General features: G+C 68.0%; 18 protein-coding genes. 9 read left to right on the top strand and 9 right to left on the bottom strand.

The window, feature by feature from the left end; genetic code table 11:
- Nucleotides 1-42 precede the first annotated feature (42 nt).
- Nucleotides 43-579: an SRPBCC family protein gene (locus tag FBQ73_RS16525; protein ID WP_138400592.1), complete on the top strand. Its 537-nt coding sequence runs from the start codon at nucleotides 43-45 to the stop codon at nucleotides 577-579.
- Entirely contained in the window at nucleotides 579-1,556 is a 978-nt protein-coding gene (locus FBQ73_RS16520) for a YVTN family beta-propeller repeat protein (protein ID WP_138400591.1), read from the top strand. The genes FBQ73_RS16525 and FBQ73_RS16520 overlap by 1 nt, the downstream gene beginning before the upstream one ends.
- A 244-nt stretch (nucleotides 1,557-1,800) precedes the next feature.
- On the opposite strand, the gene fae is transcribed toward FBQ73_RS16520, so the two are convergent.
- Entirely contained in the window at nucleotides 1,801-2,310 is a 510-nt protein-coding gene (gene fae, locus FBQ73_RS16515; protein WP_138400590.1) for a formaldehyde-activating enzyme, read from the bottom strand.
- A gap of 576 nt (nucleotides 2,311-2,886) precedes the next feature.
- On the opposite strand from fae, the gene FBQ73_RS16510 reads away from it, so the two are divergent.
- The 5 genes from FBQ73_RS16510 to ubiB all read left to right on the top strand — a co-directional run bounded on the left by FBQ73_RS16510 (nucleotide 2,887) and on the right by ubiB (nucleotide 9,687).
- The gene (locus FBQ73_RS16510; protein ID WP_138400589.1) at nucleotides 2,887-3,093 is read left to right on the top strand and encodes a hypothetical protein; all 207 of its coding nucleotides are present in this window, start codon (nucleotides 2,887-2,889) and stop codon (nucleotides 3,091-3,093) included.
- A 170-nt stretch (nucleotides 3,094-3,263) separates the two neighbouring features.
- A complete protein-coding gene (gene htpX, locus FBQ73_RS16505; RefSeq protein WP_138400588.1) occupies nucleotides 3,264-4,220 on the top strand; it encodes a zinc metalloprotease HtpX in 957 nt (318 codons plus the stop codon).
- Nucleotides 4,221-4,381: 161 nt separating this feature from the next.
- On the top strand, nucleotides 4,382-7,162 hold the full coding sequence (gene mutS, locus FBQ73_RS16500; RefSeq protein ID WP_210236799.1) for a DNA mismatch repair protein MutS: 2,781 nt from the start codon (nucleotides 4,382-4,384) through the stop codon (nucleotides 7,160-7,162).
- A gap of 121 nt (nucleotides 7,163-7,283) precedes the next feature.
- Nucleotides 7,284-8,096, top strand: coding sequence for a bifunctional demethylmenaquinone methyltransferase/2-methoxy-6-polyprenyl-1,4-benzoquinol methylase UbiE (ubiE, locus tag FBQ73_RS16495; protein WP_138400587.1), 813 nt, complete (start codon nucleotides 7,284-7,286; stop codon nucleotides 8,094-8,096).
- Between the two features lie 19 nt (nucleotides 8,097-8,115).
- Complete coding sequence (ubiB, locus tag FBQ73_RS16490) at nucleotides 8,116-9,687, top strand: 2-polyprenylphenol 6-hydroxylase (RefSeq protein WP_138400586.1); 1,572 nt, start codon at nucleotides 8,116-8,118, stop codon at nucleotides 9,685-9,687.
- A 101-nt stretch (nucleotides 9,688-9,788) separates the two neighbouring features.
- On the opposite strand, the gene FBQ73_RS16485 is transcribed toward ubiB, so the two are convergent.
- The 7 genes from FBQ73_RS16485 to FBQ73_RS16455 all read right to left on the bottom strand — a co-directional run bounded on the left by FBQ73_RS16485 (nucleotide 9,789) and on the right by FBQ73_RS16455 (nucleotide 15,742).
- Nucleotides 9,789-10,472 (bottom strand): GntR family transcriptional regulator, encoded by a 684-nt coding sequence (locus tag FBQ73_RS16485; RefSeq protein WP_138400585.1) that lies wholly within the window; start codon nucleotides 10,470-10,472, stop codon nucleotides 9,789-9,791.
- A 32-nt stretch (nucleotides 10,473-10,504) separates the two neighbouring features.
- Nucleotides 10,505-11,191: a DUF2848 domain-containing protein gene (locus tag FBQ73_RS16480; protein ID WP_138400584.1), complete on the bottom strand. Its 687-nt coding sequence runs from the start codon at nucleotides 11,189-11,191 to the stop codon at nucleotides 10,505-10,507.
- A 92-nt stretch (nucleotides 11,192-11,283) separates the two neighbouring features.
- Nucleotides 11,284-12,456, bottom strand: coding sequence for an ABC transporter substrate-binding protein (locus FBQ73_RS16475; protein WP_138400583.1), 1,173 nt, complete (start codon nucleotides 12,454-12,456; stop codon nucleotides 11,284-11,286).
- 89 nt (nucleotides 12,457-12,545) lie between these two features.
- Nucleotides 12,546-13,262 (bottom strand): ABC transporter ATP-binding protein, encoded by a 717-nt coding sequence (locus tag FBQ73_RS16470; RefSeq protein ID WP_170218948.1) that lies wholly within the window; start codon nucleotides 13,260-13,262, stop codon nucleotides 12,546-12,548.
- A gap of 7 nt (nucleotides 13,263-13,269) precedes the next feature.
- Nucleotides 13,270-14,031 carry an ABC transporter ATP-binding protein gene (locus FBQ73_RS16465; protein WP_138400581.1) on the bottom strand — a complete coding sequence of 254 codons (762 nt, stop codon included), beginning with the start codon at nucleotides 14,029-14,031 and terminating at the stop codon, nucleotides 13,270-13,272.
- Nucleotides 14,028-14,870, bottom strand: coding sequence for a branched-chain amino acid ABC transporter permease (locus tag FBQ73_RS16460; RefSeq protein WP_138400580.1), 843 nt, complete (start codon nucleotides 14,868-14,870; stop codon nucleotides 14,028-14,030). Before FBQ73_RS16460 ends, FBQ73_RS16465 begins: the two co-directional genes overlap by 4 nt.
- Nucleotides 14,870-15,742 carry a branched-chain amino acid ABC transporter permease gene (locus tag FBQ73_RS16455; RefSeq protein ID WP_138400579.1) on the bottom strand — a complete coding sequence of 291 codons (873 nt, stop codon included), beginning with the start codon at nucleotides 15,740-15,742 and terminating at the stop codon, nucleotides 14,870-14,872. The genes FBQ73_RS16460 and FBQ73_RS16455 overlap by 1 nt, the downstream gene beginning before the upstream one ends.
- 434 nt (nucleotides 15,743-16,176) lie before the next feature.
- On the opposite strand from FBQ73_RS16455, the gene FBQ73_RS16450 reads away from it, so the two are divergent.
- Nucleotides 16,177-17,889 carry an AAA family ATPase gene (locus FBQ73_RS16450; protein WP_138400578.1) on the top strand — a complete coding sequence of 571 codons (1,713 nt, stop codon included), beginning with the start codon at nucleotides 16,177-16,179 and terminating at the stop codon, nucleotides 17,887-17,889.
- Nucleotides 17,890-17,974: 85 nt separating this feature from the next.
- Here FBQ73_RS16450 and FBQ73_RS16445 read toward each other — a convergent pair whose 3' ends face one another.
- The gene (locus tag FBQ73_RS16445) at nucleotides 17,975-18,865 is read right to left on the bottom strand and encodes a helix-turn-helix transcriptional regulator (protein WP_138400810.1); all 891 of its coding nucleotides are present in this window, start codon (nucleotides 18,863-18,865) and stop codon (nucleotides 17,975-17,977) included.
- Between the two features lie 385 nt (nucleotides 18,866-19,250).
- Here FBQ73_RS16445 and mog point away from each other — a divergent pair, with 385 nt between their 5' ends.
- The gene (mog, locus tag FBQ73_RS16440) at nucleotides 19,251-19,784 is read left to right on the top strand and encodes a molybdopterin adenylyltransferase (protein WP_138400577.1); all 534 of its coding nucleotides are present in this window, start codon (nucleotides 19,251-19,253) and stop codon (nucleotides 19,782-19,784) included.
- The last annotated feature ends 12 nt before the right edge of the window (nucleotides 19,785-19,796 follow it).

Genomic DNA, 19,796 nt, shown 5'->3' with positions numbered 1-19,796 from the left:
GCGGCCCGGGAAACGGGCCGAATCATCGGAGGAACGTGTTTCATGAAGCTGTTGCTTGCCGCCGCCGCGGCGCTTTCCATGGTGCTCCTGCCCGTCGCGGCCGATGCGCACGGCCCCACTCGCAAGAAGGTGACGGAGACCGTCGAGATCAACGCTCCTGCCGAAAAGGTGTGGGCCGCCATCGGCAATTTCCAGGACATGAGCTGGCATCCGGCCGTGACCGCCAACGTCGGCCAGGGCGGCAATGCTGCCGACGCCACCCGCAAGCTCACGCTGCAGGGCGGCGGCACCATCGACGAGGTGCTCTACAAGTTCGAGCCCGAGCAGAAGAGCTATTCCTACCGCATCGCGGAAGTGGACGTGAAAGTCCTGCCCGTCACCAATTATTCCTCCACGATCACCGTCACACCCATCGACGCCACCCATTCCAAGGTGGAGTGGCGCGGCGCCTTCTATCGCGGCTATCCCAACAACGATCCGCCGCCGGAACTGAGCGACGAGGCCGCCATCGCCGCGGTGACCGGCGTCTATCGCGGTGGGCTCGACGCCCTGAAGGCCAAGCTGGAAAAGGGCTCCTGATGGGGCTGAAGGCGAGGGGGGCGGCTGCCGCCCTCGCGCTTTTTCTGGGCGCTGTCGCGTCTGCCGGTGCGGAAGAAGCCTTCGTCACCAACCAGCCGGGCAATGAGGTGGCAGTGGTGGATCTTGGCGGCACCGACGGGGCGCCGGCGCGCCTCGTCGCCCGCATCCCCGTGCCCGGCCAGCCGGCCGGCGTGGCGGTGTCACAGGATGGCCGGCGCGCCTTCGTCACCAGCCCCGAGGGCAAGGCCCTGAGCGTCATCGATACGGTGGCGCGGAAGGTCATTGCCAGCATTCCCCTCACCGGCGGCCCGCTGGGCGTGGCGGTGGCCCCGGCCGGACGCCCGGTCTATGTGGCCGACTGGTACGGCGCGCGCCTGCTGGTGGTGGACCCCGATCGCCCCGAGGAGATCCGCATGGGGCCTGCCGGCGCCTCCCCGTCCGGCCTTGCGGTGACCCCCGACGGCGCCTTCGTGCTCTCCGCCGACCGGGACGACGACACGGTCTCGCTCATCGATGCGGCACGGCTGGAGCGGGTGGCGGTGATCCCTGTGGGCAAGCGGCCGTTCGGCATCACCCTATCGACGGATGGAACGCGCGCCTATACGGCCAATGTGGGCTCGGACGACGTGAGCGTCATCGATGTGGCCGCCCGTGCGGTGGTGGGCACGGTGAAGGTGGGATCACGGCCCTATGCGGTGGCGCTGACCGGGCGCCTCGCCTTCGTCACCAACCAGTATGCGGGCACGGTCAGCGTGTTCGACGTGGAGACGCTGGAGCCGCGCGGCCTGGTGCATGTGGGAGACTATCCCGAAGGCATCGCCGCCAGCGCCGATGGCCGGCACGTCTATGTGGCCAACTGGTTCGACAATACCCTCTCCACCATCGACGCCCAGACCTTGAAGGTGGTGGCGAGCGTGGCGGTGGGGGAGGGCCCCCGCGCGTTCGGCGCCTTCATCCGGCGCGACCCGGCGCCGTAATCCCATCGGCCTTCTTCGTTGACCGATGCCGAGTGGGTACGCTCACGCGCGGCGCGGGCTTAACCGACGGCCCATGAGCCAAGCTCACAGGCCATCGGCATAAGCTGAGCCCAAAAAGAAACGACCGGCGGGAGTGCCGCCGGTCGCTTCAGACTTACTTGTTGAAAAATAGGGCGGCCAACCGCTGAAGCAGACCTTTCGGCATCGCCGGAAGGTCGCCGCTCTGCCCAGGGTGGTTTCCGCTCTAGGCCGCCGCGAAGGGGTGCTTCACCAGATCGCGCTGCTCGGTCGCTTCCTTGGCGGAGGGGAAACCCGCCACGGCGCGCTCGATGGAGAGCTTGGTCGCCTCGTAATTGTACTGCTGGATCTTGGCGTCGTCCGCCGCTTCCCAGTGGATGAACACGCCGACGGAGATGTAGAGGTCGTCGGCCTCGTCCAGCGGGATGGTGCCTTCGGCCACCGCGTCCTGCACCGCCTTGGCGACGCCGCGCTGCGCGGGTCCGAACATCTGCACCGCCTGCCGCGCATCCTTGATGGTCACCTTGTTGAACAACAGGGTGTTGGGCTTGCAGGGCATGTTGGGGGCGAGCACCGCGAGAAGCGAGGTGAAGCCGTCCTTGTTGTTGGTCAGGCTGTTGCAGAACGCCGTTTCGGCGGCGCTACCACGCGGGCCGATGATGAGATCAATGTGAGCCACCTCGTTGCCGTCGCCGACAAGCGCTTCACCGATCAGAACCTTGTTAATCTTAGCCACCTTATGCCCTCCCTCGTAGATCGACTAGGGATGACCGCCCCGAAGGCATTCCGGGAAGCGGTCATACGCCGCCTACCCTTGTTGTCAGCGCCCGGCAGGAGTGCCGAACCGGTTCACCAGATAGCGGGCGGGACACTAGCCGAGCCCGCCCTCGCCAGCAAGCCGGCCGAAACGGGAAACCATGACGCGCTGCAGCGCGTCCGTCTCTTCCCCAGATCCGCGCGTTCCGCTGATTTTGCGTGCAGTCATGATCGGTTAGAAGACGTTATTGGGACCCTCGCCGGCTTTCATGCCAAGATTGTCGGGATAAGATGGCCCCCCGGAGCGTGGCTTGACGCCGCAGCCGAGGTATTGATCAGGTGTCAGGCGAGAAGAGGCCGCCCCCTGTGGCTCGGCCGGCAGTTGAGAGCCGTCGTTGGCATCATATTTGCTTTGTGTTGAAGGCTGAGAAGTTCATAAGAAAACCGCGATAGATCACGATAATACCGCGGACAATCGGTGGCTGCCGGTGCGAGGCAGTCGGACAGGAAACGGAAGGGCGGCAGACCCAGCGCAGCCAAATGGGAAGTCACCGTCATGTTCGTCGTGCTCTATGCTTGCCTGATCACCGCGCCGGCCACCTGCCGGGAGGAGCGGATCAACGTCTCCGTTGAGGCGGCCGCGCCCACCGCCTGCATGATGTCGTCCCAGTTCACCATTGCCCAGTGGAGCGAGGAGCATCCCCAGTGGCAGGTGGGCCGCTGGAAGTGCGTGCCCGCGAGCCGCCTCTCCCGCGACATCTGAAGCCCGCGCGTTCGCCGGAGCGTCTCTCGGGGCTTGCATCCGGAACCCGTGCTGCGAAATCCGGGCGCCCGGCCTCCGCGCCGGCCGGCCCTTGCAGCTCCCCTTGCGTCGGCCCCGTCGCCTTCCCATCCTCTAGGTTGAGGCGCGGCCTATGCGCCGGGAGGAGAGGGATGAACCACCTGAAGACGGCGATCCTGCTCGCTGGCCTCACCGCCCTGTTCATGGCGGTGGGCTTCGCCATCGGCGGGCGGGGCGGCATGATGATCGCGTTCGTGGTGGCTGCAGGCATGAACCTGTTCAGCTACTGGAACTCGGACAAGATGGTGCTGCGCATGTACGGCGCCCGCGAGGTGGATGAGACCACCGCGCCGGACTTCGTGCGCATGGTTCATGAGCTGGCGCGCCGCGCCGACCTGCCGATGCCGCGCGTGTTCATCATGGACAATCCGCAGCCCAACGCCTTCGCCACCGGCCGCAACCCGCAGAATGCCGCCGTGGCGGCCACCACTGGCCTGCTCCAAACCCTGAGCCCGGAGGAAGTGGCGGGGGTGATGGCGCACGAGCTGGCGCACATCAAGCATTATGACACCCTCACCATGACCATGACCGCCACCATCGCCGGCGCCATCTCCATGCTGGCGAACTTCGGCATGCTGTTCGGCGGCGGCAATCGTGAAAACAACAACCCCTTCGGCTTCATCGGCACCATCCTGATGGTGATCCTCGCCCCGCTGGCCGCCATGCTGGTGCAGATGGCCATCTCCCGCTCGCGGGAATACGAGGCGGATCGCGGAGGTGCCGAGATCCTGGGCCGGCCCATGGTGCTCGCTTCGGCGCTGGCCAAGATTTCCGGCGCGGCCCACGAAGTGCCTAATTATGAGGCGGAATCTAACCCCGCCACGGCCCATATGTTCATCATCAATCCCCTGTCGGGCGCGCGGATGGACAATCTCTTCTCCACCCATCCGGCAGTGGAGAACCGCATCGCCGCCCTGCGCGCCCTGTCCCAGCAGATGGGCGGCGGTGGTGGTTTCGCACCCGGCCCGACCGCGGCGGCCCGGCCGCCGGGCGGCAATCCTTGGGGTGGCGATCCCCGGGGCGGGCAGCGCCGCGGCCCTTGGGGGTGAGGCGCAAGCGGAGGTCCCTTGGCGTGGTCGCCGAAGCCTGACCCGTCCGGCTTCGGGGGCAGGAGGGGGCCGCCATGCAAAACGGCGCCATCCCCGCATTTCCTGTCGATGCCGGGCGCTCGTGCGCTGACAGGGCGCCGACCGCCCGATACCGTGCGGCCATGAGCGCAGACCCTAGCCCCGACCATGCCCCGACCGCCGACCGCCCGCAGGATCCGCCTGCGGTAGGGGATGCTCCCGCGTCAGCCCCCTCCGTGCGGGCGGAGGACACGCGCGTCACTCCCATGATGGCGCAGTACCTCGAGATCAAGGCGGCCAATCCGGACAGCCTGCTGTTCTACCGCATGGGCGATTTCTACGAGCTGTTCTTCGCCGACTCGGAAGCCGCCTCGCAGGCGCTGGGCATCGTGCTCACCAAGCGCGGCAAGCATCTGGGCGAGGACATCCCCATGTGCGGCGTGCCCATCGACCGCGCCGAGGAGTATCTGCACAAGCTCATCGCGCTGGGTTTCCGTGTCGCGGTGTGCGAGCAGATCGAAGACCCCGCAGAGGCGAAGAAGCGGGGGCCGAAATCGGTGGTGCGACGGGCCGTGACGCGCCTCGTCACCCCCGGCACCCTCACCGAGGACGCGCTGCTGGACGCCCGGCGCGAGAACGTGCTGGCCGCGCTCGCCCGCGTGCGGGCCGGCTCGGGGCCGCAGGATTTCGCCTACGCGATTGCCTACACCGACATGTCCACCGGCAGTTTCCGGGTCGCCGGAACCACCCGCGACGATCTTTCCGGCGACCTTGCCCGCCTGGACCCGGCGGAGATCCTGGTCTCCGACGCGGTGCTGGACGATGGCGAACTGCGCGCGTTGCTGCGGGACTTCCCGGCGGTGACGCCGCTGCCGCGCCAGTCCTTCGACGGGGCGGGAGCGGAAAAGCGCCTGGCCGATTTCTTCGGCGTCGCGGCGCTGGACGCCTTCGGCACCTTCGCCCGTGCCGAGCTGATCGCGGCGGCGGCCATCGTCTCTTACGTGGACCGCACCCAGCTGGGCGCCAAGCCGCTGCTCTCCCGTCCGGTGAAGGAGGCGGAAGGCGGCATCATGGCCATCGATGCCGGCACGCGGGCCAATCTGGAACTGGTGCGCACCACCTCCGGCGAGCGGCGCGGCTCCCTGCTCGCCGCCGTGGACCGCACGGTGACGGCGGCCGGCGCGCGCCTCATCGCCCGGCGCATCGCCGAGCCGCTCACCGACCTTGCCGCCATCCGCGCCCGGCACGACGGGGTGGCGCATCTGGTGGAGGAGGGCGAATTGCGGCGCGAGCTGCGCGCCCGGCTCTCCCGCGCCCCCGACATGGCCCGCGCCGTCACCCGCCTCGCCCTCCAGCGCGGCGGCCCGCGCGACCTTGCCGCCGTGCGCGATGCGCTGGACGGTGCCCTCGCCATCGCCGGCCTGTTCGGCGCCGCGCCGCCGGCGGACCTTGCCCACTCGGTGGCGGCGCTGGCGCGGGTGCCTCACGCTCTGGTGCTGGACCTAGCCTCCGCGCTGGCCGACGCCCTCCCGCCCCACCGCCGCGACGGCGGCTTCATCCGCGAGGGCTGCGACAGCGAGCTGGACGCCACCCGGGCGCTGCGCGACGAAAGCCGGCGCGTGGTGGCGGCGCTGGAGCGGCGCTACGTGGACGAGACCGGCGTGCGCGCACTGAAGATCCGGCACAATGCGGTGCTCGGCTATTTCGTTGAAGTCTCCGCCCAGAACGCCGACCGCCTGCGCGAGGCGCCGCACGACTCGATCTTCGTCCACCGCCAGACCATGGCGGGGGCGGTGCGTTTTTCATCCGTTGAACTGGGCGATCTGGAAAGTCGCATCGCCAGCGCCGGCGAGCGGGCGCTGGGGCTGGAGCAGGCCATTTTTGACCGGCTCGCCGCCGCCGTGGTGGCGCAGACGCAGACCATCCGCGCCGCCGCCGAGGCGCTGGCGGAACTCGACGTGACGGCCGGCTTCGCGGAGCTCGCGGCAGTGGAAAACCACGTGCGCCCGCACATGGAGCCCGGCGTCGCCTTCGCCATCGCCGGCGGGCGCCATCCTGTGGTGGAGCAGGCCCTCGCCAGGGAGGGCGGACCCTTCGTGCCCAACGATTGCGACCTTTCCCCGCCGGAAGGGTTCGAGGACGGGCGCATCGTGCTCGTCACCGGGCCGAACATGGCCGGCAAGTCCACCTTCCTGCGGCAGAACGCGCTCATCTGCGTACTGGCGCAGGCCGGCGCCTTCGTGCCCGCCCGGTCCGCGCGCATCGGCGTGGTGGATCGCCTGTTCTCCCGCGTGGGCGCGGCGGATGACCTCGCGCGTGGACGCTCCACCTTCATGGTGGAGATGGTGGAGACCGCCGCCATCCTGAACCAGGCCACCGCCCGGTCCCTTGTCATCCTCGACGAGATCGGGCGCGGCACCGCCACCTTCGACGGCATGTCCATCGCCTGGGCAAGCCTTGAGCACCTGCACGAGGTGAACCGCTGCCGGGCGCTGTTCGCCACCCATTTCCACGAATTGACCGCCCTGTCCCAGCGTTGCAAGCGGCTCTCCAACGCCACGGTGAAGGTCACCGAATGGCATGGCGACGTGATCTTCCTGCACGAGGTGGTGCCGGGGGCGGCGGATCGCTCCTATGGCATACAGGTGGCAAAGCTCGCCGGCCTGCCGGAAGCGGTGATCATCCGCGCCAAGGCGGTGCTCGCCGAGCTGGAGGCGGCCGAGCGCGCCTCTCCCGCCCAGAAGCTCATCGACGATCTGCCCCTGTTCGCGTTGCGCCCGAAGCCTGTGGCCGCCGCCGCGTCCGCGGACCCGAAGGCCGAGGCGGCCCTTGTCGCCCTTGATGGCATCGACCCTGACAGCTTGAGCCCCCGCGAGGCGCTGGATGCGCTCTACAAGCTGAAGGGCCTCAGGCGGGAGGGTTGAGGGCGCCTCGCGCGCCCCGCCGTTTCAAACTGCCCCACGGGCGCGACGCTGACCTTTATGGCGCCAGCCCGGATCATCCGATAAGGTCCCGGCCCGAAACAACAGCGCGCGGCCAGAACCCATGACGGACCTGAGTGCGGACCAGAATACGGACCGAAATTCCCAGCCCGGCGCCGGCGCGCCCGGGCCCGAGACCCATTTCGGCTACCGCACGGTTCCGCTCACCGAGAAGCAGTCGTTGGTGGACGACGTGTTCCACAAGGTGGCACGCCGCTACGACATCATGAACGACTTCATGTCCGGCGGCCTGCACCGGGTGTGGAAGGATGCGCTGGTCTCCAAGGTGCGCCCGCCCCAAAGCGCGCGGCCGTTCGAGCTGCTGGATCTGGCCGGCGGCACCGGCGACGTGTCGTTCCGGGTGGTGAAGGCGGGTGGCGCGGGCACCCGCGCCACCGTGGCCGACATCAATACCGAGATGCTGGCGGTGGGCCGCGAGCGGGCGGAAAAGCGCGGCCTGGGCGACAAGGTCACCTTCACCGAAGCCAATGCCGAGGCGCTGCCCTTCCCCGACCACTCGTTCGACGCAGTTACCATCGCCTTCGGCATCCGCAACGTGCCGCGCATCCCGCTGGCCCTCACCGAGATGCGGCGGGTGCTGAAGCCCGGCGGACGCGCCTTCGTGCTGGAATTCTCCAAGGTCGACGTGCCGCTGCTGGACAAGATCTACGAGACCTATTCCTTCAAGGTCATCCCGGAGCTTGGAAAGCGGGTCGCCGGCGATGCCGAGCCCTACCAGTATCTGGTGGAATCCATCCGTCGCTTCCCCAACGCGGAAGTGTTCGCCAACATGATGCGCGAGGCCGGCTTCTCCCGCGTGGACTTCACGCGCATGACCGGCGGCGTGGTGGCCCTGCACTGGGGCTGGCGCATCTGATGGCGCGCGGCCTTTGACCATGATCTTCTTTCTCGCCGCCGACGCGGCGCGTCTCGCCCGTGCCGGCTACGTGCTCGCCCGCGAGGGCGTGCTCTCCCTCATGTCGCCGGTGGCGGCCCCGCCTTTGGCGCGCCCGCTGCTGCGCATCGCCCGGCTGATCGCCCGCAAGGATGCCGGCAGCCGGCCGGCGCGCTTCTCGGCGGCCCTGTCCCGGCTCGGCCCATCCTATGTGAAGCTCGGCCAGTTCCTCGCCACAAGGCCGGACGTGGTGGGCGCCTCGGTGGCCCGCGACCTTGAGGTGCTGCAGGACCGCATGCCCATCATCGGGCAGGAGGTGGCGGAGGCCACTGTCGCCGAGGCCTTTGAGCGGCCGGTGCGCGAGATCTATGCGCAGTTCGGCCCGGCGGTGGCCGCCGCCTCCATCGCCGAGGTCCACAAGGCCGAGGTGTTGGACAAGGACGGCACCCGCCACACGGTGGCGGTGAAGATCCTGCGGCCGGGCGTGGAGCGGCGCTTCTCCTCCGACATGGGCTCGTTCCGCCGCATCGCCCATTTCGCCGAGACGAATTTCGCCGAGGCCCGGCGGCTGCGGCTGGAAACCGTGGTGGATACGCTGGCCCGCTCGGTATCCATGGAAATGGACCTGCGCCTTGAGGCCGCCGCCTATGCGGAGCTGGCCGAGAACATCGGAGCGGACAAGGAAATCCATGTCCCCCGCGTGGACTGGGACCGCTCCGGCCGCGAGGTGCTGACCACCGAATGGATCGACGGCATCAAGCTCTCCGACAAGGAGGCGCTGATCGCGGCCGGGCACGACCTGAAGGAGATCGCCCGCGTCGTCATGCAGTCGTTCCTGAAGCAGGCCATGCGCGACGGCTTCTTCCATGCCGACATGCACCCCGGCAATTTGTTCGTGGACGCCCAGGGCCGCCTCGTGATCGTGGATTGCGGCATCATGGGTCGGCTCGGCCTGAAGGAACGGCGCTTCCTCGCCGAGATCCTGTACGGCTTCATCACCCGCAACTGGCGGCGCACGGCGGAAGTGCATTTCGAGGCCGGCTACGTGCCGCTTCATCACTCGGTGGATGATTTCGCCCTGGCCATCCGTGCCATCGGCGAGCCCATCCACTCGCGCACCGCCGACCAGATCTCCATGGCGCGCCTTCTGGCGCTGCTGCTGGAGGTGACCGCCTTGTTCGACATGCAGACGCGGCCCGAGCTGCTGCTGTTGCAGAAGACCATGGTGGTGGTGGAAGGCGTCGCCCGTTCCCTCGACCCGCAGCTCGATATGTGGAAGACGGCCCGCCCCGTGGTGGAGGATTGGATCGCCGGCAATCTTGGACCCGTCGGCCAGCTCAAGCGTGCCGGCGGCGGGGTGTCCGAAATGGCGCATTTCGCCGCCACCCTGCCGGGGCTCCTCACGCGCACCGCGCGGGTGATGGAGCAGCTCGACGTGGCGACGCGGGACGGGCTGAGCCTGTCGCCGGCCTCGCTGGAGGGCATCGGCCGCGCCGAGGCCAAGCGCGCCTTCTGGGGCAACCTCGCCCTATGGGTCATCGCGGCCGCCTTGCTGGGCATCTGGCTGGGGTAGGGGTGGCAAGGCTCCGGGAAGTCGCTTGAATCGGGCGCTCCGCGGAACCCTCTCCCGCGTCCGGGGGAGCGCGTGGCCGTGCTCTTAGTCCTTCAAGGCTCTCACAGCTGCCGTGTCAGGTTCGCCGCGAACGACAGGATATGCGCCCGCGTCGCCTCCTCGGCGCCGTCGCCGTCGCGGGCGGTGAGGGCGGCGGCGATGGCGGCGTGCTCGTCCACCACGCGGGCGTGATGGCCGGCATCGCGCAGGGAGACGAACCACACCCGCTGCGCCCGCTCGTGCAGATTCTTCAGGATGTCGCCCAGCACCGGGTTGCCCGCCGCCGCCGAGATGGTGGCGTGGAAGGCGCGGTCGAGCGCCATGGCCGCCGCCACGTCGCGCTCCGCCGCGGCCTCGGCCCCGCGCCGCACATTCTCCGCCAGCGCGGCGAGCGTGGCGCCGTCGGCGCGCTCGGCGGCGAGGCGGGCGCAGAAGCCTTCGTTCAGCAGCCGCACCTCCACCATGTGGCGGACCTCGTCGGCGCTGATGGGACGCACGATGATGCCCTTGCGCGGCAGCACCTCCACCAGGCCGTCGCGCATGAGCCGGTCGAACGCCTGGCGCACCGGGGTGCGGCCGAGGCCGAGGCTGGAGGCCACCTGCGCCTCGCTCAGCGCTTCGCCGGGGCGGAACACGCACATGATGATGCGCTGCTTGAGCACCTCATAGGCGGTGTCCCGGAGCGAGCGGACCGGAGCGGTGCCGGCTTCCGCCGCCTCTTCCCCCAGCTCTGTCTCGATCTGCATGGGCGCCCTCCGGACGTGTCTTCTCTGCGACTCTAGCCGGCGATCGGCAGGATGCGCACGTCATAGGCGTGGCGGATGGTGCGCTTCAGCACCGGGTCTTCCAGCTCGAACGCGAAGCGCTCGGCGGGGCGGATGCCGCCCTTGGCCGCGAGGGTGCCGCAGAACATGGCGGTGCCCTCGGAAAGCCCCGGCCCGTAGCCGGCGATGATCTCGCCGGGCGGCAGCATGGCCGACACCGGGCCCTCCTGGTACAGCACCCGTTCCCCGCCGATGGTGGCGAACGAGCGGATGATCAGGCTGTCCCAATGGGGCAGCACGTCGTCGAGAGCCCACAGCTCGGGGGCGACAGGCTTGTCGCACATCTGCTTGGAGACGGTGATGCCATAAGTCTCCACGGTGCGGTCGGTGTGGTCCGAACCGACGCCGAGAAAGCGCCGCCCGCCGCTCTGAACCACCATGAACTCCACCTCGCCGGAGGAGTCGGGGCCGGTGCACTCGATGGCGTCCGCGGTGGTGAAGCGGGCGGCCGCCACCCGATAATAGATGGGGGTGGAGGCGGGGCGCGGCACGCCCAGCTCTTCCAGCTCCACGATGTGCCTTTCCAGCGCCGCCTTGTCGCGACCGGTCCAGCCGGCGATCACCGCGTGATGGATTTCCACCGCAAGGCGCGTGGCGCCGCCGTCGGCGTGCAGGGTGAAGTCAAGCGTCGTGCCCGGCATGGAGTTCTCTTTCGACGGGATGGGAGGAAGAGCCGGCGCCTTCCGGTCAGGGGCAGGAGGAAGGCGCCGGCTGTACGCGGATTGTGCCGAGGTCAGTTCGGCATCCGCGTATCCAGAAGGGTCCACTTCCCGCCCTTCACCTCGAGGATGTAGACGGGCTTCACAGCGTCGCCATCAGCGAAGGAGATGGCACCTTCCAGCGCCGGCACGTCCTTCAGCTTGGCCACCTGGTCGCGGACGGCGGCGCGCTCGGCGGCGAGCTTGGCCTTGTCGCCGGTGGTGCCGGCCCGCTTCATGGCCTCGGCATAGAGGTAGACGATGTCGTAGACCGAGGCGTCCATCTGGTTGGGGTCGGTGCGGTTGAGGCCGGCGGCCTTGGTGCGCTTGGCGAATTCAGTGGCGAAGGCGCGGGTCTTGTCGTTCACCTCGGGGAAGAAGGTGGTGCCGATGGTGAGCATCTCGCCGGCGCCATCCATGCGCTTGGGCAGTTCGGGATCGGCAATGGTGGTGCCGCCGATGAGGCGGGTTGAGACGCCCTGGCGCTTCAGCTCCTTGGCGAGGGTGATGGCGCCTTCCGGCGGCGAGCCGAGGCCGACCACGTCGGGTGCCATCTGCTTCAGCTGCGCCACCTGGGGCGACAGGTCGAAGGCGGCGAGCTGGAAGTCAACTGAGCCCTTGGAGGGGATCGAATACTTCTCGAACATCTTCGGCACCACGCCGGTGCCGATGGATTTCGACACCACGTCGTCGGTCGCATAGGCCGCCGCGCCCGAGGCCATGGGCAGCTTCTTGTCCTTGATGGACGCCAGCACCTGGTCGATCACCTTGCCTTCGTCGGTGGTGTTGCGGAAGCCGTAGGTGAAGCCCTTGGTGAGGCCCGGCGCCGAGGAGGCCATGGACATCTGCGAGATGCCCTCGCGCTCGCCCACCGGGAAGGTGGTGCGCACCTCGGAGGAGGAGAACGGCCCGATGATGGCCAGCGCCCCGGCATCCTGCGCGAACGAGCGCACGGCGGTGGTGGCCTGCTTGGGATCGCCGGCGGTGTCGAACTTCACCACGCGGATCTTCTTGCCGTTGATGCCGCCCTTGGCGTTGATTTCCTCAACCGCCAGGTCCACCGCCACCTCGTTGGTGTTGGCGAGGCTCACATAGGGGCCGCTCTTGGCCATCATGTAGCCGAGGACGAGATCCTCCTCGGCCCGCGCGGTGCCGGCGGCGACCAGCGCGGCCAGAAGGCCGGCGCCAAGAAGCAGACTTTTCTTCATGTCCAACTCTCCTCTGGATTTGGTCTGGTTTTTCTGTGTGTCGCGCGTGTTTTCATCACGCGAACCGGTATTCGCTTCGCTTGGAAAGATCAGTGGCCACCCGCCCCGCCGAGATAGGCATCCTGGAGCCGGGGGTCGGCGGCGAGCGCTTTGGGGTCGCCGTCCATGGTCACGCGGCCCAGTTCCAGCACGGTGGCGGCATGGGCGACCTTCAGCGCCTTGCCGGTGTTCTGCTCCACCAGCAGCACCGAGAGGCCGTCGCGGTTCAGTTCGCAGATGAGGTCGAACAGCTTCTCCACGAACAGCGGCGAGAGGCCGAGGGAGGGCTCGTCCAGCATCATCAGGCGGGGCTTGGCCATCATGGCGCGGCCGATGGCCAGCATCTGCTGCTCGCCGCCGGAGAGGCAGGAGGCCAGCATGTGCCGGCGCTCGGCGAGGTTGGAGAAACGGCCATAGATGGCGTCCATCTCGCGGCGGATGGCGGTGGTGTCGCGGCGCATGTGGGCGCCCAGCAGCAGGTTCTCTTCCACCGTCAGGGAGATGAGGATGCGCCGGCCTTCCGGCACCAGAACCAGCCCCGCGCCCATGCGCCTGTGGGGGGCGGCGCGGGTGAGGTCGGTGTCTGCGAAGGTGATGCCGCCGCCCTTCACCGGCACCGCGCCGAGGATTGCCTTCAGCAGGGTGGATTTACCGGCCCCGTTGGCGCCGAGCACGGTGACGATCTCGCCTTCCTGCACCCGCAGCGACACGTCGATGAGCGCCGCTACGCGGCCGTAGGATACGGAGAGGGCGGAAACTTCGAGCAGCGCCATGTCAGGCCTCCCCGTCCGAGCCGATATAGGCCTCGCGCACCTTGGGATCCTGCCGCACGCGGGACAGCGGGCCCTCGGCGATCTTCTCGCCGAAATTCAGCACCACCACGTTCTGGCAGATGGAGTCCACGAAGTGCATGTCGTGCTCCACCACCAGCAGGGTGGTGCCCTTGGCCATCAAATCCTTGAGGTGATCCCTCAGCGCGTTGGTCTCGGAGGGGTTGAGGCCGGCGGCGGGCTCGTCCAGCATCAGGAGGCTGGCGCCGGCGAGCGTCGCGCGCACCAGGTCGATGCGCTTCCTCACCCCATAGGGCAGGGCGGAGACCGTCTCGTCCGCCCAGCGGCCGAGGCCGCTTTCCTCCAGCGCGGCGCGTGCCTCGCGCTTCCAGCGGTGGTTGGGGATGAGGCGGTAGGGCGTGAACAGCGCGGCCAGCGAGGAGGCGCGCACATGCTGGCCCACCAGCAGGTTTTCCAGCACCGACAGGTGCGGCATCAGCCGGACGTTCTGGAACGAGCGGGCCACCCCGGTGCCGATGCGCTTGCGCGAGGGCATGCGGGTCACGTCCACGCCGTTCACCGTGATGCGGCCGGCATCCACGCCGTAGACGCCGCTGACCATGTTGAACACCGTGGTCTTGCCCGCCCCATTGGGGCCGATGAGCGCCGTGGAGACGCCCTTCGGCACGGTGAAGGACAGGTCGCGGATGGCCTGTACGCCCGCGAACGACTTCGACAAAGCGGAGATTTCCAGCGCCGTGCTCATGAGGAGGCCTCCGGCGCGCGGCGGCGGAACTGGCGGAACAGGGCGGCGGTCACCAGCCCCTGCGGGCGGATCGCCATGAAGACGATGATGAAGACGGCGAACACCGCGTAGCGCCACTGGTCGGAGGCGCGAAGCAACTCCGGCACCAAAGTGAAGAAGGCGGCGCCCACCAGCGGGCCCCACACGGTCTGGGTGCCGCCGAACAGCACGTAGAGCACGGTGAAGACCGAGAGCAGCACGTTGAAGTGCTGGGCCTCCACGAAATTATAATGGTGCGCGTAGAGGGCGCCGCCGAAGCCGGCCACCATGGCGCCCAGGGCGAAGGCGGCCACCTTCATGCCGCGCACCGGGACGCCCAGCAGGTCCGCCACCGTAGGGTCGCTCTTCACCGCCGTCAGTTCGAGGGCGAAGCGGGTGCGGGAGATGTAGAGCATCAGCAGCACCACGCCCGCCGCCGCCGCGAACACCACGTTGGGGCCGGCATAATCGGTGACCGGATAGCCCGCCGCGCCGCCCACGACTTCCAGGTTCAGGAACACGGCGGAGATCACCTGCCCAAGGGCGAAAGTGGCCATGGCGAAATAGATGCCGTGGGTGCGCAGCACCGGCAGGCCGATGAGGAGGCCGGTGAGCCCCGCTGCCAGCGCGCCCACGGGGACGGCGGCCCACATGGGCCACATATATTCGTTGGTCAGGAAGGCCGAGCCATAGGCGCCGATGGCCATGAAGCCGGCGATGCCGAGATTGAGCTGCCCGGCGGCGAGCGGCAGGTACACCGCATAGGCCGCCATGACATTGAAGGCGAGGACGACGAGGACGCCCGTCAGATAGCCGCTCATCACAGCTTCTCCCGGCTGGGGGCGCGGCCCATGAGGCCCTGCGGCCGCACGATGAGGATGAGGAGCAGCAGGCCGTAGACGGTGATGTTCACCACGTCCGCGCCGATGAAGGAGATGGAGACCACCTCGGCAAGGCCGATGAGCAGGCCGCCCAGCACCGCGCCCCAGATGGAGCCCATGCCGCCCACGATCATGGCGGCGACGCCCTTGAAGCCGACGCCCTCGCCCATGAAGGGCGACACCTGCTGGTAGTTCACCGCGAACAGGATGCCGGCGAGCGCCGCCAGCGCCGCCGAGGCGACGAAGAGCTGCGGCACCAGGCGGGCGATGTCGATGCCCATGAGCAGCGCGGTTTCCCGGCTCTCCGCCACGGTGCGGATGCGCCGCCCGGCGGCGGTCTTCGCCAGCACGAAGGACAGCGCGGCCACGATGCCCAGCGACAGCACCAGCGAGGCGAGCTGGGCATAGCCGATGACGAGACCGCCGATGCGCAAATTGAGATCTGGCAGCAGCGCGGGGAACGCCTGCTGGTCCGAGCCGAACTGAACCAGCATGAGGTTTTCCAGAAGCACCAGGAAGCCGAGGGAGGACACCAGCGGCACCTCCGGATCGCCGCCCTGCATGGGCCGGTAGGCGAAGCGCTCCACCAGCAGGGAGATGAAGGCGGCGGCGGCCAGCGCCCCGGCGGCGGCGAGCAGGAAGGGCCAGCCGGCCTTCATCAGCCCGAAGGCGAGCATGCCGCCCGCCATGAACAGGCCGGGGAGGGAGAAGTTGAGGAAGTTCAACACCCCGATGGCGAGGGTGAAGGCCACCGCCACGAGCATGTAGATGGCCCCGAGCATGAGGCCGTTGACGATCTGCTGCGCGACCATGGCGACGGGGCAACCTCGCTGGAACGCCGGGATGGAGCACCCGCCGGCCGCAGTCGCGACAGGCGAATTAGCTAATATACAAAGCTATCTTACTTTCCCATGCAAGCTGAAATTTCAGGCGGATTTCAGATTTCTGGCTGTCGTTCAACGCGATAGAGCCGCACCAGATTCGTATCGATTTTGCAATAGGTTGCCATGATGAGGGAGGGGCACGCGCCCCCGGTCGCTGACGCCGTGGTAAGCTGCGGGGTGCCCAAGGGCGCGGCAGGGTGGCTGCACCGGCCTGGCATCCGCAATGGCGGTGGACCGCCGGCGGGAAGCGCCCGGCCTCGATCTTGCTATGGCCATTTCAACCCATCGTCCGATGCCAGGGGTTGTCACAGCCCGACTATTTTTGTCGGAACCCGGACATTGGTCGTCACCGTGAGGTGGTCATGAAGCTCATCGTCGAACGTCTGGTCGTCGAATCCCTGGTCGAGGCCTTTCCCGATCAGGCGCACCTTCTGGCCCAGCCGCGCCTGTCCACCCGCATGGAGCTGGGGCTCGATACGCTGAAGCCGGACGAACTGGCCCACCTGCATGATCTCGTGCTGAAGAATGGCGGCACGGCCGTGCGTGGGCAGGAAGAGCAACTCGCCAACCTCGTCGGCGTGTTCAAGGACGAAGGCCGGCGCTTTGCCCCTGAGGAACTGGAAGACTTGGCCGGCGCCCTCGCGCTCTACTTCGTAAATTCATCCATCCGCGGCTGGCTGTTTCGCATGAATTCGGGTGGCAAGCCCGAGCCCTACCTCATCACCCGTCTCGACTACACGCCCCCCGGCGAGGAGGAGGCGGGCCGCGTCATCATCGAGCTGAAGGCCAACAATCGCGGCAAGGTCCATATGGAGAACCTGCTGATCCGCTCCAAGGATCTGCGCGGCCTCACCATTCCCGGAACGCTGGCGGCCAAGGGCTGGCTGATGGAGGACGCGGGCCTGCTCGCCTCCTTCGACGACCAACTGGTGCGCTATTTCGAGTGGCGCGCGCGCTACGGCCACCAGTTCTCCGGCAAGGGCACCGGCATCTTCGCCGAGGACCCCACCGCCAATCGCCGCGACACCGACTGGTCGCGCAAGTCGGTCATCGTCCTGTCCTCCTCGGGTTCCGAGGCGCGCCTGGTGAACGACGAGGAACTGCTCGGCGAGCGTACCCTGGGCAACGAGACCTCTGGCTTCTTCCTCGACAAGATCGTGAAGAAGGCGGACAAGCAGAACCTCTTCCACATGGCGGTGGACGAGGCGCTGAAGGCGGCGCAGGCGAACGTGCGCAAGGGCTCGTTCACCGAAATGCCGGTGCACCCGCTCATCCTCATGTTCCATCTGGAGCTGCACCATCACGTGTGGGTGCATGTGGATGACATCGCGCCCTACCAGTACCATCCCGAGCTGAAGCAGAAGCTGGTGCTGCCCCCCGAGCAGACCGACCTCATCGACATCCTCACCGCCGAGATGAACACGCTCATGGACGACGTGGTGGCGGGCAAGTCCGGCGGCACCACCGTGCTGTGCGCCGGCCCGCCCGGCGTCGGCAAGACCCTCACCGCCGAGGTCTATTCGGAGATCATCCAGCGCCCGCTCTACCGGGTGCATTCCGGCCAGCTCGGCCTCGATGTAGCCCACATGGAACAGGCACTGAAGGATGCGCTCACCCGGGCCCAGCGCTGGGGCGCGGTGATGCTCATCGACGAGGCGGACGTCTACATCAAGCGCCGGCAGGACAACCTCACCATGAATGCGGTGGTGGGCGTGTTCCTGCGCGTGCTCGAATACTTCAACGGCCTGCTGTTCCTCACCACCAACCGGGTGGACGATATCGACGAGGCCATCATCTCGCGCTGCATCGCGCTCATCAAATACCATTCGCCGGGGCCGGAAGACCGCCGCAAGATCTGGCGGGTGATGGCGGACCAGTTCGGCCTGCCGCTGTCGGACGAGCTGATCGGCAAGCTGGTGGTGATGTTTCCGGAAACCTCCGGTCGCGACATCAAGGGCCTCGCCAAGCTGGTGGCGAAATATTGCTCCCAGAAGAACGAGCCGCCCACCATCGACGCCTTCCGCCGCTGCGCCATCTTCCGCGCCCTCGACGTGCCCCCGGTGGAGGCGGCCTGACCTCAACACCTGTTCCCCCGCGCGACCTTGCGCCCGTCCGGTCTCCGGGCGGGCGTTTTCTTGTCCGGCGAGGTTCAGTGCCGGTTCAGCAGCAGTTGAAATGGACCGTGCCGAAGCCCGACACGTCGTAGCCGCCGAGATCGGCGGCGCGGGTCTCGAAGAGGGGCGCGCGGCAGAAGGCCACCAGCTTCTGGAACGGCGGATCGAAATAGGATTTTCGCCAGACCAGGAGATCGAAGCGCTCTTCCAGCAGAGGCAGGAAGTCCAGATTGTGCAGCCGCGCCGCAGCGGCGATGCCGAGGCCCACATCGGCGCGTCCGGTGGCGATGGCCAGCGCCAGGTCGGTTTCCGAGCGCTCGATGGTGTCCACCACCCGGAGGTCGGCGCGCGTCATCTTCTCGGCGGACAACAGCCGGTCCAGCACCAGCTCGCTGCCGGCTTCCGGCTGCCGCGCCTGGAAGCGCAGGCCCCGGACATCCTTCAGATTTTTCGGCGGGCGGGCGTTATCGGGCCGGTAGATAAGGCCGCGAACCCGCCGGGCCCATTCGATCAGCACCCATGGCTCGCGGCAGAAACGGCCTTCCACCGTACCTACGTTCCAGCCCTGGGCATCGGGGATGTGCAGGCCTACGGCGATGCATTCGCCCCGCTCGGCGCGGGCGAGCCCGTCGAGCGCGCCGTCGAGGAAGGCCGCGATGCCGGAGCGCGATTCGCGCAGCGCCCATTCCAGCAGGGGGTCGTGTCCGCCGGCGAGAATGAGCGGCAATTGGGCATGCTCGCCCGGTGCCGGGGCCTCGTCCCCCTCGCGCGCCTCGGGTGTTGCGCCGAGCCAGGTTTCGATTTCCTTGCGTGGGAAGAGGAGCTTGCCCGTCACCCGCCGGACCGGAAGGGTGCCCGTCGCCACCAGATCATAGACCTTCCGCTCCTTCACGCGCAGCAGCGCCGCCAACTCGCGGGTGGTGAGGAAATCCGACATGCTCCGATGCACCGTCACGGGACAGATCCGTAGAAAAAGACACGCTTCACCTATATTCACATGAATACGGTTTCGCGCGAAGTTCAATCTCATGCCAGGGGCCGACACGCCGGATACATCCGCCGGGGTGCCAATCACCGGCGCACCGGGATGCGATCCCCCCTCATGGGGCAAGGGACGGCTACCGTTGATATCCATCGCGGTGACACGCACCGAAGCTGCCCCCCAAACTTGGACACGCCATGTGATCCGGGGCTTGCATTTGAGCCCAGGTCACGCCAGCACAGGCGGGCCGCCCCGGAGCCGGATCGTTCGATCCGGCTCTCCCCGTCGAGGCCGGGGATGCGCGGCCAGCGCCTGCCCTCGCACGAACCGGATCTGTCCCATGTCGCAAGCCCGCATCGGCATCGTCACCATCTCGGACCGCGCCAGCTGCGGCGGCTATGCGGACCTCTCGGGGCCGGCCATCGAGGCGTGGCTCCGGCATGCCATCGCCAGCCCCTGGAGCGCCGACTATCGCGTCATCCCGGACGGCTTTGAGAGCGTGCGCGATACCCTAATCGACATGTGCGACCACGCCGGCCTCGACCTCATCTGCACCACCGGCGGCACCGGCCCGGCCCCCCGCGACCTGACTCCCGAGGCCATGGCGGCGGTGATCGAGAAGCCGCTGCCGGGCTTCGGCGAGCAGATGCGGCGCATCAGCCTGAATGAGGTGCCCACCGCCATCCTGTCGCGGCAGGAGGCGGGGGTGCGCGGCAAGACCCTCATCGTGAACCTGCCGGGCAAGCCGGCATCCATCGCGGTGTGCCTGGCGGCGGTGTTCCCGGCCATCCCCTATTGTCTCGACCTCATCGGCGCCAAGCGCATCGAGACCGACCCGCGGGTTTGCGCCGCCTTCCGCCCCAAGGGCGCGTAGAAGCAAGGGGCG

The organism is Xanthobacter autotrophicus (assembly GCF_005871085.1).
GTDB lineage: Bacteria > Pseudomonadota > Alphaproteobacteria > Rhizobiales > Xanthobacteraceae > Xanthobacter > Xanthobacter autotrophicus.
The sequence above is the reverse complement of the archived record's forward strand: the minus strand, read 5'-3'. Positions and strand labels throughout refer to the sequence as shown.

Excerpts from the sequence above, each read along its gene's own strand:
- FBQ73_RS16525 (WP_138400592.1), top strand. The coding sequence starts at position 43 with ATGAAGCTGTTGCTTGCCGCCGCCGCGGCGCTTTCCATGGTGCTCCTG.
- FBQ73_RS16520 (WP_138400591.1), top strand. The coding sequence starts at position 579 with ATGGGGCTGAAGGCGAGGGGGGCGGCTGCCGCCCTCGCGCTTTTTCTG.
- FBQ73_RS16510 (WP_138400589.1), top strand. The coding sequence starts at position 2,887 with ATGTTCGTCGTGCTCTATGCTTGCCTGATCACCGCGCCGGCCACCTGC.
- htpX (WP_138400588.1), top strand. The coding sequence starts at position 3,264 with ATGAACCACCTGAAGACGGCGATCCTGCTCGCTGGCCTCACCGCCCTG.
- mutS (WP_210236799.1), top strand. The coding sequence starts at position 4,382 with ATGAGCGCAGACCCTAGCCCCGACCATGCCCCGACCGCCGACCGCCCG.
- ubiE (WP_138400587.1), top strand. The coding sequence starts at position 7,284 with ATGACGGACCTGAGTGCGGACCAGAATACGGACCGAAATTCCCAGCCC.
- ubiB (WP_138400586.1), top strand. The coding sequence starts at position 8,116 with ATGATCTTCTTTCTCGCCGCCGACGCGGCGCGTCTCGCCCGTGCCGGC.
- FBQ73_RS16485 (WP_138400585.1), bottom strand. The coding sequence starts at position 10,472 with ATGCAGATCGAGACAGAGCTGGGGGAAGAGGCGGCGGAAGCCGGCACC.
- FBQ73_RS16480 (WP_138400584.1), bottom strand. The coding sequence starts at position 11,191 with ATGCCGGGCACGACGCTTGACTTCACCCTGCACGCCGACGGCGGCGCC.
- FBQ73_RS16475 (WP_138400583.1), bottom strand. The coding sequence starts at position 12,456 with ATGAAGAAAAGTCTGCTTCTTGGCGCCGGCCTTCTGGCCGCGCTGGTC.
- FBQ73_RS16465 (WP_138400581.1), bottom strand. The coding sequence starts at position 14,031 with ATGAGCACGGCGCTGGAAATCTCCGCTTTGTCGAAGTCGTTCGCGGGC.
- FBQ73_RS16460 (WP_138400580.1), bottom strand. The coding sequence starts at position 14,870 with ATGAGCGGCTATCTGACGGGCGTCCTCGTCGTCCTCGCCTTCAATGTC.
- FBQ73_RS16455 (WP_138400579.1), bottom strand. The coding sequence starts at position 15,742 with ATGGTCGCGCAGCAGATCGTCAACGGCCTCATGCTCGGGGCCATCTAC.
- FBQ73_RS16450 (WP_138400578.1), top strand. The coding sequence starts at position 16,177 with ATGAAGCTCATCGTCGAACGTCTGGTCGTCGAATCCCTGGTCGAGGCC.
- FBQ73_RS16445 (WP_138400810.1), bottom strand. The coding sequence starts at position 18,865 with ATGTCGGATTTCCTCACCACCCGCGAGTTGGCGGCGCTGCTGCGCGTG.
- mog (WP_138400577.1), top strand. The coding sequence starts at position 19,251 with ATGTCGCAAGCCCGCATCGGCATCGTCACCATCTCGGACCGCGCCAGC.